Raw genomic sequence first — 15218 nt, 5'->3', positions numbered from 1 at the left:
AACACTAAAGTTGAAAACTTTTTAAACCCGGTTAAACTGATTAAAAGTTAACCGGGTTTTTGTTATGGCAAAATCAAAGTACGTTTTAACTGAAAAACAAATCATCAAGCGGATAAATGAAGGCCGAGGTGCAGGAAGGCTTTCCAACTATAAGCCGTGGCTGTATGTTACTGAGGTTCCTTCAGAAGGCCGATCTCAGAGAGTCTACTCTCACCTAACTGGCCGAATTCATCATGTACTATCGGATCTTGAGTTCGCAGTCTTTCTACTTCTAGACCATAACCCTGCCGTAACAGACATTCGTGAGCAGTTTCCACTCAACAGGGATGACACTCTTAATATTTCCAAGGAAGGTCAGCTTTGGCACCCTTCGCAAGGAGGGATAAACCTTGTCATGTCCTCAGATTTTTTGATTAACACAGCTTCTAAAACCCAGCCTAAGTTTGCTATTCAAGCAAAGTACTCCAAAGATTTAAAAGACCCAAGAACCATTGAAAAGCTTGAAATAGAACGCCGTTATTGGCAGCTCAAAAAAATCCCCTGGTTCCTAGTGACAGATAAAGAGATAGACAAAACAGTCGTATCGAATATTGAGTGGCTATACGGGGTTAAGGGATACTTTGATGAAGTAATAACGGATGAGCTATCGCTTACTTTTGGGCATATCGGTGCTTATTTTGTTCAACACCCAGAAAGAAAAGTCGTTGAACTGTGTAAAGAGTATGACATGGCATACCAGCAAGATCTTGGTCAGTCACTTTATGATATTCGTTTAATGTGTGCAGCAAGGCTTATTACGTTCGATATTCGTTTACCATTTTATAGTTTGAAAGCTAAAGAAATTGCGTTTAGAAGCGGATCTTTGTTCGGGGGGCATCGTAATGTGGCCAGTTAACGAAACTCTAGCGTTTAACGGTAAGGCGTACCGCGTGCTTTTTACTGAGACAAGTTACTTCTATTGGATCGCTATTGATGAGGATAAAGGTTTACCTGAAAGAGTCTATTTTGATGAATGCCGCAACTGGGTCGATGAAGGGCGTATAGAAAAAATTCCTGACCCTTATTCATATCTTCAAGGAGAATCTTGGAGCAAAGAGTCAAATGTATATCAGGAAAGGCACAACGACTTTGATTTGATTAAGCCTATCGTAGATGGCGAAGGAGCGTTTGACAAAAGAGTTCGAGCAAAAAGGTTTAGTCATGCGGTTGCCAGTTCAAATAAAACAAAATCGACCATCTATCGTTTAGTTCGGAGATATTGGCAGCGTGGACAAATAAAAAATGCTCTAATACCAGATTACAAAAACTCAGGCGCTGCCGGAAAGAGAAGAAACTTCACAACAAATAAAGCTGGTAAGTCTAGGGTTTACGGCGTCGGTGATGGCAAACAAGTCACTGAAGAAATCAGAAAACAGTTCCGAATTATTTGTGATAAATATTTGATGAATGATAAAGGGAACTCCGTTGCTTATGCACATAGGAAGTTTTCAAAAGCATATAAATTAAAGAACCCAGATGCTGAAGAGCATGAAATTCCAACACTCCGCCAATTTAGATATTTCTACAAAACCGAGTATAGCAAGGTCACAAAGCTTACCGTTCAAACACCTCAAGGCAATTACAATAAAGATGTTAGGCCACTACATGGAACTGCAACCGAGCAAGCTTTAGGCCCAGGTAGTCGATATGAGATTGATGCCACCATTGCAGATATTTACTTAGTAGATGATGACGATGCAGACAAGGTTATCGGTCGGCCGACGATTTATATGGTCATTGATGTTTTTAGTCGAATGGTTGCTGGTTTTTATATTGGTTTCGATAATCCATCTTTCCCCGTTGCAATGAAAGCCCTGATATGCAGCTTTAGCAGCAAAGTAGAAACCTGCGCAAAATATGGTATCGATATTTCAGAAGAACAGTGGCCATGCATAGGTATTCCTGATGTATTGCTAGCTGATCGCGGTGAATTGATGAGCCACCAAGCAAATTATTTGGTTGATGCTATTGGTGTTCGACTTGAAAGTGCTCCACCTCGAAGAGGCGATGCTAAAGGCATTGTCGAGAGATCATTTGGCACATTACAGGCTAAGTTCAAGCCCTATATGCCAGGTGTCGTAACTGGTAACAAGGTTAAGAAGCACGGTGAAAAAGATTATAGAGTTGAAGCTGCTGTGGCGAGATCTGACTTTGTTGAGATATTGCTCTATTCAATACTTGCTCACAACTTAAATAAACCTTTAGAAAAGTACGATCGTGCTCCTGATATGCCAGAAAACCTTCCCTCGATCCCAATTGAACTTTGGAAGTGGGGGCTTCAACATCGTACTGGACGTATACGAGCCATTGATACGGATCTTGCAAAGGTACTGCTGTTACCGCGTCAAAAAGTCACTGTATCCGAGTTAGGCATAAAGTTATGGGGATTAACCTACACAGGAAAAGAAATTATTCAGATAGGATGGATGCACCGCTCTTCGGAAGTATCTAGACCTAAAAAACTATTTGCAGCTTATGAGCTTGGTTCTGCTAATCACATATATCTTTTTCCTGAAGAAGGAAAAAATACATTTTGGGTTTGTGATCTTTCTAGTCGAAGTAGAGAGTTCCGTGATCTAACTTGGTATCAAGTATGGGAACGTCAAGCGGCTCAAAAACAGAGTTTGGCTGAGGCTAACTATCAATTTGCACCAGTAGAACGGGATTTTGATGATCTTCTTGAAAAGAAACTGAAGAAGGCTAAAAAGAATCGTAAAACCAGTACATTGAGCAACGCGCAAAAGATAAATGAAATTAAAGACAATAAACGGAATGCGCGAGAGAAAGAGAGAAAGGAATTAGCAATACAGCCCGCTAGGGCAAAACAAGAAGAAGTCGCGCTGGTGATACCTATAAAGGGAGAGGAGGAAAGTTATCAACTGCCTGACTTCATACCGGAGCTATTTGATGATGAGGATGATAACTGATGAAAAAATGCCAAGATCATCGTGTAGTTGCCGTCTATCAAAGTGCAACACTCTCAGCTTATCGAGATAACCCGCTGATAGAAGCACTACCACCGATAAATAGTTTCCTGGTCGATTCGATTGCTCTAAAGGGCTCGTTAAGGTGCACCGCAGAAGATATTCATCGAAATGGCATTGAAAGAGCGCATAGTATCTGTCGTGTTATTGATGATTTTTTCCAGCCCCTCAGTCAGCACATACAGTTACATGAACGACTTTCATTGATGATACGGCGTGGCTATGTTGGAAGAAATCCCGAAACAGGTGATTGGGCAAGACATATACAAAATGGTTACGAGCGTGTTTTATCTGGTGATTTGAAGGCGATAAAGTTCACGGAAGTTTGTTCTACAGCCCAAAGCATGACATTGATTGGATGTAGCGGCAATGGCAAAACAACAGCGATCAAGCAGCTTTTGTCGTTATATCCTCAAGTTATTTACCACCCTGACAGAAATCTTGAGCAAGTCGTTTATCTAAAAATTGACTGCTCCCATGATGGATCACTTAAAGAGCTGTGCTTGAACTTTTTTCGTGCGATGGATAGAGCATTAGGAACATCCAACTACGAAAGACAATACTCGATGAGCAAAAGGCCCAGTATTGAAACACTTTTGGCTGCAATGGCCCAAGTTGCAAATACTCACGCAGTAGGTGTTCTTATTATTGATGAAATACAGCATCTTAGCCGTTCTCGCTCTGGTGGATCTGAGAAAATGCTCAATTTTTTTGTGACATTAGTAAATACCATTGGTCTTCCTGTTATTTTGGTCGGAACACCACGAGCTCGCGAGATATTTGAAGCTGATATGAGATCTGCAAGGCGAGGCTCTGGTCTTGGTGCGATTTTTTGGGATCCAATGGAAGAAGGAAGAGAGTGGAAAGCGCTCACGGATAAGTTATGGACTCTTCAATGGCTACAAAAACGTGATGAGGTGCTGTCGGATGACATTCGTTCTCTATGGTATGACCTGAGCCAAGGTGTTCTAGATATTGTGGTTAAGCTATATGTCTTGTGTCAGTTGAGAGCAATCGCGACAAAAGTAGAAAGGATTACGCCTAAATTAATGCAACAGGTTTACGAGGATGAATTAAAACCTGTCCATCCAATGCTAGCAGCCCTGCGTTCTGGTGACGTTGAAGAAATGATTAAATTTTCAGATCTTAAACTAAGCAACACTGATAAAAGGTTGCTTGAGCTGCAAAAACAGGTAGCCACAACTGCTCAGCAGACACCAGAGGAGTTTGCATATCAACAGCTTAGAACCGATGAAGAGCGGCGAGTGTATATGGCCCTAAAAGATGAGTTTGACTCAACGCTTTTAGCTCCTGTAATACGACAGCTATTTGATCAATATCCTGATTTGACATGGATAAGCTTACTGCCACTGGTACATGAACATCTCACTAATCCTGAACAGTTACAATCTAAAAAAGAGGCTAAGCCAAGTAAGGGCAAGAGGGCATCATCAATCAAACAGACTCAGTGGCATACGCTTGATAGTGAGGACTTGAGATTTGTTCACTCTCAATCTGGTTCTGATAAAGAAGTGTACACAGCAATGTCAAAGTCTGGTTTGATTTTAGACATTCAGTCATTGCTAGAAAAGGCGGTTTAATATTGCGCTGCTTCCCTGTCCCATACCCAGATGAATTAATCTATAGCTTGGTGGCTAGAGCTGGAATTCGCAGTGCGATAACAAGTTCTAAACAGCTACTAGATGAAGTGTTTGGTGACAGAAGAGTGATTGCGACAATTGACCTGCCTAGTCATTTGTCATCGATATCAGAGCTGCTAATCAACACGGGACGATTTGATATTCAAGAGCTTATTTATGAGCATACAATGTTCCCGATTTACGCTCCTTTTGTTGATGAAAGCATTAGGATTAGAGCGATGGAGCGAATGGAACATTGCGCTAAGGGCTCTGTTCATCTAATGCTGGGAGCCCCAGCTTCTATTGTAAAAACATCGGATAACTTTCGTGTTTGCCCAGCTTGTGTCGCGGAGCAAAAGCAAAAATATGGAGAAAGTTATTGGTCTAGGTTGTGGTTTTTACCATCCTTACCTTATTGCCCTGAGCACGGCCTTCTGAATAAATCGACAACCTCTTACCATGATAGTCGGCACACGTACCATGCATGTGGCCGAATACAATGTCAGCCCTTTTTATGTAACCACCAGAATATAACAGCGCAGCGGTTTGCTTACTTAGCGAGCAAAGCTAAAGAGGTAATGTGTTTACCAGCCCAAGGCTCCCCGACTCAGCATCAATGGAGCCTTTTCTACAATCATCTAGCACACGACTTTGGGTGTGGAAAAGGCCCTAAACAGATTGCTCACGATAAGATTGCGGACTTAGTTGTAAGCAAGATCGTTACCCCTGAGCTAACCATCAACTCTGATAGAGATACTAACTGGCTTCGCACGTTATTTCGCCGTCATCGTAAAGCTTTTAGCTATCTACAGCACTTAACGGTTTGGTGTGCTTTTATTCCTGAAATGTCGGCTAGTGAGATCATAAAAGAAGTAAAATCAAAAGATAAAGTGACGGTATCGATCCCGAAGGACAATGCTCAGCTTGTGCCAAATCCAAGTGAAGAAAAACGTGAGCTGTGGCGTCATTTAATAGGTAACGCCCCGGTTAAGAGAGCACGCAAACTTCCTGGTGGTGGTGCACTGTATGCTTGGCTATACCGAAATGATAGAGATTGGCTATTAGCTTTCAATCGAGTCCATCAATCCCAATCGCATGTAAGGCAGAAAAAAGTAGATTGGAGAGCAAGAGACCGATCACTAACTAAGCAGTTTATTAGGATTGTAGAACGATTAGATACTGTTGTTGATGGTCCTCGAAGAAGCAAAAATTTCTTACTTAAGCAGCTAGATGATTACGGTTCGGTGAGCAAAAAACTGAACTTATTACCCTTGCTATCTTTTGCTTTGAATCGGTATCAAGAAAGCGTCTTTGAGTTTCAAGCTCGTCGGCTAGTCATAGCTGTAATCGCAAAATCAAAAACAGGTTTAGGAATGAGTTGCTGGCAATTGATGCGTTCAGCAAGCCTTCCTAAAGAAAGAATAGTGCCAATCGTCGACGACTTACTTGGCTGGGTAGCCACGGGATCAAATCTAAAATAAGGATGGACTGATGGGAGCGAGGTTTTACAAGTGTGATGATGATGTGCGTGTAGTTCATACTGGTAAGATATTGGTGCGGGAAAGTGATAAGTCTTACCGGCCTTTAATTGAGGTTTGGTGCTATCCCCCACAGCAGAAAAATAATTTTCATGCGACTGCATTTTCTAACGTTCCTGCTTTGTATCGAGGAAAAATAATTAATCAAAGAGGGTTATCAGAAAGTTACGCTAAACGAGGGCGTCATAAATTTAGAAGTAATGAGCTCCTTCGACACAGTAACTTGAGTGAGTTCCCCGACTCAGAGTCAGCAGAGTCTTTGAGAAAGAAAGAGTCAGCGCAACATGCATTTGTATTAGACCGAGGCGCTGCCCCTAAACTGATTATTCCTCAGCTAGAGTTGGCAAGGGTCCTATTTTATGCCAGCTCTTACTTATCGCGAGCGTCATTAATGTCTTCTCGTTTGCTCACCGACTTCAAAGTCGAAGTCAACACCAAGGAGGATTATACCAATATCGAAGTGTTGCAAACATCAAACTTCCCTCCTTCCGCATTCAATGATTCTGCAACAAGAGCAATGTTGAGCTGGTTACTTATTGATAGCAATGCAAAGCGTTCATTTGAATCGATTTTTAGATACTTTAACGTCGAGAAGGACCGAGATGTATCTATGGGGTATAAGCGCTGGCTATTTCACTTCGACCCCCCTCAAATGTCTGGGTGGTCTTTCTCGTATGAAGGCCGGCTTGATGCAAGTGGCCGCTACTTTCTGGTTGAAAAGATCACGGATATTGGAATTAATGCTCAAATGCCGTCTAGGGTCTATTTCCATAATCCTTCTTTTACGCATCCAGATGAAGGCCAAGAGTCAACCACTGGTGGAAAATGCCCTGAACCATACGAGCGGCCAGAAGAGCATATTATCGATGATGAGCGTGAGGCTTCCGATGCTAACCATGCATTCTTACTAGGTGAAAATACTTGCTCAGTAAGGTTTAAAAATCGTTTTTCAACGTCGAAAGCAACAACGCCTAAAAGAAGTCATCGGCCAGATAGAAGCAAAGATGCAGCTAAGAAAGCTGGTGATATGGTCAGTACCAATGAACCTGGCAGTAATGGTGAGATACCTTCGGCAGACATGGGTGGAGGTATGCAAGATTGCACTGATAGATCAGAGGAGTATGCCTCTCGTTTTACGGCCTTTAACATGATGGTGCAAATGCTAGAGGAAAAATACGCCTGCACAATCATTGACTCGTACACTCATGAGCTAGATCAGGTTGGACGTAGTAAATGCCACTTGATTGACTCTGATGCAAAGAGAACGATTCGTTGCGTTGTCGTGGAGCGAAATAGTCATGTGAATTACTTGCTCGAAGTTGATGTAACGGGCCTGAATAAATGGCTCTCAACCAAATGCGTTAGGCAGAACGATACTCGTAACTGGAAAAATCAGTTTTCTAGAATCAAAAAAGGCGTGGTGACAAAATCTCTTGGATGGCCAACACAAGAAATGGATGCCATGTTTGGCTTCAAAAAGCACATTGGCATTTCTCACCCTAAATCAGTAGAGGGGCACCCTACAGGTATTCCAACTGAATCTATCTTAGACTGGGCCGGGAGGGTTGCTGAGAAACTCTAGTGTTTTTAGCTATGTGGCAAGCGATTCGTGGCACTATCTGAATTCGAAGTGCCTCCAAATGATTTAGAGTTAATGTCCATTACATTGTTTTTAATTAGCTTCCAATTTATCCCTCACCAATAATATTCCTCTTAAATTTTTTCTCAATATGCTTGACCTATGTCTAACACATAGGTTTTAAGCTACAACTAATACACATTGGTAACGAATTGGAGATAGTTATGAGTTGTTGTAACAAAGCCCCAAACGGTGGGAGCAGTGACCCTAAGTTGTTACTTAAACTGTTTATTGGGTTGTTTGTGATTATATTTTTAGTCGCATTTATTTTTGGCTAGCAACATAAAACGAATAAAGTTTCATGTGCGTTAAACCTTCAGAGGCATGGATTATGTTGACAACTGAAATTGCGAGAGCAGCAGGTGTGACTGCTGAAACAGTCAGGTTTTACACTAGAAAAGGCCTTCTTTATGCAGAGCGAGATCCCAACAATGGCTACAAGATGTACCAGCAAAGTGCCGTTAATCGCCTGAAGTTCATTTCTCATGCGCGATCTATTGGTTTTAGCCTTAGCCAGATTCAAGAAATCATTGATTACTCCGAGCAAGAGCTGACTCCTTGCCCAGCTGTGAGGCAAATGCTGACTGATAAAATCGTAGAAACCAAGCAAAAGATCGAAGAGCAACAACGCCATTTAGCCATGATGGAAGCAACTTACGCAGAGTGGAATGAAAAACCGGATATGGAGCCCAACGGCAACGCATTATGTTGCTTAATCGAGGACTGGTCTGAGAAGCACCATCAAGTATTACCCGAGGAAAACTAACATGAACACAACACAGTATTCTCTAGCACTTTCCGGCATTAACTGTGGCCGATGTGTCGCTAAAATTGTAGATGGGTTACGTGAAAGAGACCCTGATGTATCTTTCACTATTAATGATACGAAAAACAGAGCAGAGCTCATAACCACGTTGCTGCCAGAAAGCGCGATAGAAGTCCTTGCAAAGTTAGGTTATGCGGCTTCAATACCTACGCAACAAGAGTACCGTACATCAGTATCTAATGTTACTTGCCAACACTGTGTGGGTAAAATCACTCAAGCGATAGGTGCATTGGATGGTGCTGCTCAAGTGGTTGTTGATTTAGAAAATCAAACATTGGTTGTGAATAGCAGTTTGAACGGCAATGACATTGAAAGCGTATTAGTCGAACTGGGTTATAGCGATATGACTGATGACACGCAACCACAAACTACGGATGTAATTAAATCGAACAAAGTGAAAACAACACAGGCGTTGGATGTCAGTATCGAGCTGTCATTAATCGGTGTCACTTGCGCAAGTTGTGTTAACACGATTGAAGGTGCTCTTATATCGGTGTCAGGTGTCGACTCTGTTGACGTGAACTTTGCGAATCGAACGGCGACCGTGGTTTCAAGTCAGCCTGCCAGCGTACTAATTGAGGCGATACAAGGCGCAGGATATGACGCAGAAGAAATTGTCGATCAGGCGTTAGCAAATGACCTCAAAGAAGAGCGTGAATCTGAGGAGTATCGCTTTAAAGTAAAACAAAGCGTTATTGGTCTTGGTCTCGGAGTACCGTTGATGGTGTACGGTCTGTTCGGCGGACCAATGAATGTCAATACGCAATCTGAGCAGTTACTATGGTTGGCCTTAGGTTTAGTGACATTTTTCATTTTAGTCCGTGCGGGCAAGCACTTTTTTACTGGAGCTTGGAAGGCCTTTCTGAACCGTAATGCGAACATGGACACATTAATAGCGCTGGGAACGGGTACCGCTTGGCTCTATTCAATGGTGGTCGTTGTCGGGCCGCAGTGGCTTCCGGAAAGTGCAAGGCACCTCTACTTTGAAGCTACAGCCATGATCATTGGTTTAATCAATTTAGGACAGGCGCTTGAGTTAAAGGCTCGAGGCAGAACTTCGCAGGCTATCAAGCGTTTGCTTGATTTGAGAGTCAAAACTGCCATGGTGATTCGTGACGGCAAGGAGATGTCTTTATCGATTGAACAAGTTATCACAGGCGACTTGATTCGGGTTAGAGCCGGTGAAAAAGTCCCGGTTGATGGTGTGATTACAGAGGGCGAGACAACGATTGATGAGTCTATGCTCACTGGAGAGCCAATTCCTGTTGTTAAACAAGTGGGCAGCTCAGTGTCTGCCGGGACGATTAATGACCACGGAAGTTTCGTTTTTGAGGCGCAGAAAGTGGGCAGTGATACCGTTCTTGCTCAGATCATCAGCATGGTGTCGAACGCGCAAAACTCAAAGCCACCAATCAGCCATCTAGCCGATAAAGTGTCTTCAGTGTTTGTACCAACCGTGATGATTCTATCGATTCTGACAGCGCTGGTTTGGTATAACTTTGGCCCTCAACCTTCCTTAGTCTATATGATAGTGGCAGCTACCTCGGTGTTGATCATCGCATGCCCTTGTGCACTTGGTCTAGCAACGCCGATTTCTACTATGATCGGTGTCGGTAAGGCAGCCGAGTTTGGCGGGCTAATCCGAAATGGAGAAGCGTTACAAAGAGCCAGTGAGTTGGATGTCGTCGTACTGGATAAAACCGGTACGATTACTCAAGGTAAACCTGAAGTAACAAATTTTGTCTCGTTGTCAGATGATTCAGAGTTTCTGCCTCTGGTCAATGCTTTGGAGAAAGGATCTAACCATCCGCTAGCTAAAGCGTTAATCGCATTTACTCAAAGTGAGGTGCGTGATGAAGCGCGCTTACCAGAAGTGTCAGATTTCGAGTCATTAACCGGACTTGGTGTTCAGGCTCAGTATGCGGGTCAACGCGTGTTGCTTGGCAATCGCAAGCTGATGAAACAGTTTAACGTCAATGTTGAATTGGTTACAGAGCATGCATTGCAGTGGGAGCAAGAAGCCACCACAGTGGTGTATTTTGCGATAGGCGCTCAAGTGCAAGCGCTGTTCGGTATCAGTGACCCGATTCGAGATGATGCTCGAAGTGCGATAAATCGTTTTCATCAGCAAGGCATTCATGTCGTGATGCTAACGGGGGATAACCACAATACAGCGAAGGCGGTGGCATCACTCGCGAATGTTGATGAATATCATGCGGAATTGATGCCTGAGGATAAGCTTGACTGGATTAAACAGTTGCAAGCGAAAGGGCATGTTGTCGGCATGGTCGGTGATGGTATCAATGATGCGCCAGCACTTGCTCAATCAGACGTTGGTTTTGCTATTGGCAGTGGTACGGATGTCGCGATTGAAAGTGCCGATATTACCTTGATGCGCAGCTCACTCCACGGTATCTCAGATGTGATTGGGATCAGTACTGCCACAATGAAAAACATTAAGCAGAACTTGTGGGGGGCGTTTATCTATAACAGCTTGGGTATTCCTGTGGCAGCAGGGCTTCTGTTTCCGTTCACGGGTTGGCTATTAAGTCCGATCATCGCTGGGGCTGCGATGTCACTGTCCTCTGTTACTGTTGTAACCAATGCTAATCGCTTGCGCTTTTATACACCAGCTTCAGCCTCTACAACCAATGAGGAGTAATACTATGTTAGTCAATATATTAGGTCTTACAGCAATCGTGTTTATAGTCTGGTGGTTTTGGGGTAAGAAAAACGGCTAAGGTGACAAAACTGTCATGAATCCCTCCCCACTCCTGATCTAAACGTTGCGATAAACTGAATCTCAGTTAAACGAGTTAAAGTTATTTTGGAGAGCAAGAGAATGAAAAGCAAAAAATCAGATTGTCACAAGAATGGTCATCATAAAGGTCATGGATGGATGATGGTTCTATGCGCGTTACTAATGGTGGGTATTCCATTATTTATTCTCTCTTCTAGCCAAGAGATGTTTAGTTGGGCATACCTTAGTAGTGCGATTGTTCCATTAATCATCTGTTTAGCGATGCATGGTTTAATGATGAAGATGATGATGCCGAGTGAAAAGAAAGGCTCCGAAGCCAACGAGCAATCGGTGGAAAAAATTGAAAACAATCAACAGTTCAAAGCATAAGTAAGGGTTAGGTGATTTTATGAAAAAGTTATATGTATCAGTGTTATTAAGTGGTCTAGTTGCGATGCCAGTGCTAGCAACAAGTTCCATCGATGATCAGCATCGAGACCACCATGCCGTTCAAAATGAGAAAGTACATGCTAATCGACCTCATACGGATCAAGTGAAGGATCACGAAGGAATGATGGAACACATGCAAATGATGCAAAGCATGAACATGGAAGACATGCCAGAAGAGTGCAAAAAAATGATGAGTAGCTGAACCAATGAAATACTCGTAATCAGAAAAAGAGATCCCCTTTACTTTTTCTAGTAAAAAAGAGCCGCCTCAGCTAACTGGGCGGCTCTTTATCGTTTATTGCCACAGGATTCATCGCAATTACAACAAGGCTGCTTATAGGGTTGCTTGATTTTGTTGTGGTGAAAAGTTTTTTGATTACCTACCACCTAAATCTCAATATGACAAAAATGTCATATTTGAGTGCCGGAAATCGTCACAATAATTTAGCTAAACTGAGTTCATCAAAACAGAAAAGGAAAAGTAAATGAACTTATTAAACAAAATGCTATTAACTAGCTCTATTTTGCTGACTAGCGCCGCTGCAATTGCTCAGCCGTTGTATACCGGTGGCAATTACATTAGTCGAGTAGATCATAAAACGGTATCTACTGATGCAGTGGGCTCTAAACAAGAAGCATACACGTTAGGGGCAGAAAAACTGTTAGAGTTTGAGGGTATGAGCGGGCGAGACTTAAATGCAGCTCTAGTCCTTATAAGAAGTTATGGTATTGGTCGAGATAAGACTCACCTAGAAGATGGAGGGTATGTAACTGTTCAAGAAAGATTGAATACTCAAGGTCAGCTAGAATATGTAGCGAAAGTACATCTTTATGTCCATTATAAAGAACGAGATGGCAACAACTAAACTCAGCAGAGCCCTTAGAACCTTAACTTGTTCTAAGGGCTAAGGAGCAGCTATGATTGATAAAGTTTCGGTAATATTTCAGGAACAAAAGCTTGAGGATATTGAATCAGTTCTCGCAGAGGAAGGGGTGCGAAACTTCACGATTTATCAAGTACAAGGGCGTGGAAGTCATGCAAACCTAATTGATACCCATGCTTTAAATACACATTACCAACTAGATGTTTTCATTGGTCATAGCCATACTCAGAGTTTGGTTGGTGCATTACTAGATACTCTATGTGTGTCACAAGAAGGAAATGGTGTTACGTCTGTCATAGAAAACGTTTTGTTGTTTGATAATAATACGAAAAATCAAATTTCTAACCCATCATATAATCACAAGCTCGATGTATAACATCCAAGGAAATGAAGGCATTTTTCTTATATGAAATTACTCGTTGTAGAAGATGAAGAGAAAGCTGGAGCTTATCTTAAAAAGGGCCTAATTGAATCAGGCTACACTGTAGATCTATCTACCGATGGTGTTGATGCGTTGTACTTAGCGACCACTTATGAATATGATCTCATTGTTTTAGACATTATGCTACCAAAGTTGAATGGGTGGCAGTTATTGCAGACACTTCGCAGCAGTGAAATATCTACACCTGTCATTATTTTGTCAGCTAAAGATCAGGTTGAAGATCGAGTGAAAGGACTTGAACTTGGAGCGAATGACTACCTTGTTAAGCCTTTTGCCTTTGTCGAATTGCTTGCAAGAGTCAAAAATGCATTACGTCACCAAACTACCACGGTCAAAACTGAGTCTGTTCTAAGTATTGCTGATTTGAGCCTCGACTTACTTAAACGAAAGGCGACTCGAAACAATGACACGATCCCTCTGACGGCAAAAGAGTTTTCTTTGCTGGAATATTTATTTACGAAGAGGGGTCAAGTTGTCACTCGCACTCAGATAGCGTCCGCTGTTTGGGATATGAACTTTGATAGTGATACGAATGTCATTGATGCAGCAGTGAAAAGATTGAGGACGAAAATCGACAAGCCTTATCAGAACAAACTTATCCAGACCGTGCGAGGTATGGGGTACAAGCTTGATGACGCCGTAGAATGAAAAAATTACTAAATCAATCAATTGCACGCAAATTGGTGTTTATGTTTGTCACAGCCTCTTTTGTAGTTTTAGTCGTGTTTGCTTTAACGATCCAACACGCTATCAAGAACCATTTTAATGAGCAGGACTATAGGCACCTAGAAACAAAACTCCTTCCTTTAATAAGTACTGTTGAGCGAGATCTAGACTTGTTCCAGTCATGGGATATCTCAGCCTGGATATTAAACAATCAACAGGTGGTGCAAACGAACAATGAAGCTATTGACCTTCCATCTGAGCTGATAGGTAGCTCTTCATATGAATGGAGTGTAGGCAACAACCGTTTTCATGCTTTTAAGTTCGATTATCCTGAGGTAGAAAACGGTGCGATCGTGCTCGCAATGAATGTGACTCATCACAAGCTGTTTTTCGACAAGCTAAATACCATTCTATTTTGGACATTAGTTTTAACACTGAGTTTATCGGGTGCTTATGCATTAATCATTGTTAGAAATGGGTTACAGCCACTGAAACAATTAAAAGAGTATATCGAGCAAGTGAATACTAGCAACCTCAGCATTCGTATACCAAGTGACTCACTTCCAAAGGAGTTAAGCAACTTAATTATTTCTCAAAATGAAATGCTAGAGAGGTTGCAAGAAGGTTATCTCAGGTTGAGTGAGTTTTCATCAGATATTGCTCATGAGTTAAGAACACCGTTGAACAATATCTTGACCCAGACTCAAGTGGCACTTGGTATAGAGCGCTCCGTTGAAGAGTATCAAGACATTCTAGTATCAAACATCGAAGAGCTAGAGCGATTCAATAAGACCATTTCAGATACATTATACCTAGCTAAATCAGAGAATAGGCTTCTGCACAAGACCGATGCAGAGTTAGAGTTGAGAGAAGTAATCAACCCTTTGCTTGAATATTATGATGTGTTGGCAGAAGAAAAAAATGTTCGATTTACCCTAGATGGTTCCTCGACTCTGTTCGGTGACAAAGATATGCTTCAACGAGCATTTGGTAATGTGTTGTCTAATGCGTTGAGGCACTGCTTCCATAATACGGATATATCGGTAGTAATCTCCGAATCAGAAACGAGCAACAAGGTGATAATCAGCAATGTTGGTGAGCCTATACCTTTGAGCTCTTTGCCCTATATATTTGAACGGTTCTATCGTTCAGATAAGTCGCGTGCCCATAACGGAAGTGTTGGGGCTGGATTAGGACTTCCTATAGCTAAGGCTATCATGAAAGCACATCACGGAGATATCTTAGTAAATGCGAAGGATGAGCGAACTGAATTCGTCTTTATTTTCAATAATCTTTAACACCAATAAATTTGAAATATCACTATTGTTCATCAGTTTTTATAATGTATTATGAACGCGTAGTGAAAAGGT

13 protein-coding genes are annotated in these 15218 nt (G+C 42.0%); all 13 read left to right on the top strand.

Features of this window, described 5'->3' with window-relative positions; translation table 11 throughout:
* Positions 1 to 64 precede the first annotated feature (64 nt).
* Positions 65 to 895, top strand: coding sequence for a TnsA endonuclease N-terminal domain-containing protein (locus tag MSG36_RS14480; RefSeq protein ID WP_237304593.1), 831 nt, complete (start codon positions 65 to 67; stop codon positions 893 to 895).
* The gene (locus tag MSG36_RS14475; RefSeq protein ID WP_237304592.1) at positions 882 to 2966 is read left to right on the top strand and encodes a transposase; all 2085 of its coding nucleotides are present in this window, start codon (positions 882 to 884) and stop codon (positions 2964 to 2966) included. The genes MSG36_RS14480 and MSG36_RS14475 overlap by 14 nt, the downstream gene beginning before the upstream one ends.
* Positions 2966 to 4624: an AAA family ATPase gene (locus MSG36_RS14470; RefSeq protein ID WP_248368452.1), complete on the top strand. Its 1659-nt coding sequence runs from the start codon at positions 2966 to 2968 to the stop codon at positions 4622 to 4624. The genes MSG36_RS14475 and MSG36_RS14470 overlap by 1 nt, the downstream gene beginning before the upstream one ends.
* Before the next feature lie 2 nt (positions 4625 to 4626).
* Positions 4627 to 6144 carry a TnsD family Tn7-like transposition protein gene (locus MSG36_RS14465; protein WP_239032805.1) on the top strand — a complete coding sequence of 506 codons (1518 nt, stop codon included), beginning with the start codon at positions 4627 to 4629 and terminating at the stop codon, positions 6142 to 6144.
* 10 nt (positions 6145 to 6154) lie between these two features.
* Positions 6155 to 7783: a Tn7-like element transposition protein TnsE gene (locus tag MSG36_RS14460; RefSeq protein WP_237304590.1), complete on the top strand. Its 1629-nt coding sequence runs from the start codon at positions 6155 to 6157 to the stop codon at positions 7781 to 7783.
* A 388-nt stretch (positions 7784 to 8171) separates the two neighbouring features.
* Positions 8172 to 8606 (top strand): MerR family transcriptional regulator, encoded by a 435-nt coding sequence (locus tag MSG36_RS14455; protein ID WP_237304589.1) that lies wholly within the window; start codon positions 8172 to 8174, stop codon positions 8604 to 8606.
* A gap of 1 nt (position 8607) precedes the next feature.
* On the top strand, positions 8608 to 11328 hold the full coding sequence (locus MSG36_RS14450) for a heavy metal translocating P-type ATPase (RefSeq protein WP_077461582.1): 2721 nt from the start codon (positions 8608 to 8610) through the stop codon (positions 11326 to 11328).
* Positions 11329 to 11508: 180 nt separating this feature from the next.
* Complete coding sequence (locus tag MSG36_RS14445; protein ID WP_054963221.1) at positions 11509 to 11796, top strand: hypothetical protein; 288 nt, start codon at positions 11509 to 11511, stop codon at positions 11794 to 11796.
* 19 nt (positions 11797 to 11815) lie between these two features.
* Positions 11816 to 12058, top strand: a complete 243-nt coding sequence (locus MSG36_RS14440) for a hypothetical protein (RefSeq protein ID WP_054963220.1) — start codon at positions 11816 to 11818, stop codon at positions 12056 to 12058.
* A 283-nt stretch (positions 12059 to 12341) separates the two neighbouring features.
* Positions 12342 to 12722 carry a DUF3316 domain-containing protein gene (locus MSG36_RS14435; RefSeq protein ID WP_237304587.1) on the top strand — a complete coding sequence of 127 codons (381 nt, stop codon included), beginning with the start codon at positions 12342 to 12344 and terminating at the stop codon, positions 12720 to 12722.
* Between the two features lie 52 nt (positions 12723 to 12774).
* Positions 12775 to 13116 (top strand): P-II family nitrogen regulator, encoded by a 342-nt coding sequence (locus MSG36_RS14430; protein ID WP_248368450.1) that lies wholly within the window; start codon positions 12775 to 12777, stop codon positions 13114 to 13116.
* A gap of 30 nt (positions 13117 to 13146) precedes the next feature.
* A complete protein-coding gene (locus tag MSG36_RS14425; RefSeq protein ID WP_054963217.1) occupies positions 13147 to 13830 on the top strand; it encodes a heavy metal response regulator transcription factor in 684 nt (227 codons plus the stop codon).
* Positions 13827 to 15146, top strand: a complete 1320-nt coding sequence (locus tag MSG36_RS14420) for a heavy metal sensor histidine kinase (RefSeq protein WP_054963216.1) — start codon at positions 13827 to 13829, stop codon at positions 15144 to 15146. Before MSG36_RS14425 ends, MSG36_RS14420 begins: the two co-directional genes overlap by 4 nt.
* The last annotated feature ends 72 nt before the right edge of the window (positions 15147 to 15218 follow it).

Origin of the sequence: Vibrio sp. 1CM8B (genome assembly GCF_023161685.1) — a bacterium.
GTDB classification, from domain to species: Bacteria; Pseudomonadota; Gammaproteobacteria; order Enterobacterales; family Vibrionaceae; genus Vibrio; species Vibrio coralliirubri.
The sequence above is the reverse complement of the archived record's forward strand: the minus strand, read 5'-3'. Positions and strand labels throughout refer to the sequence as shown.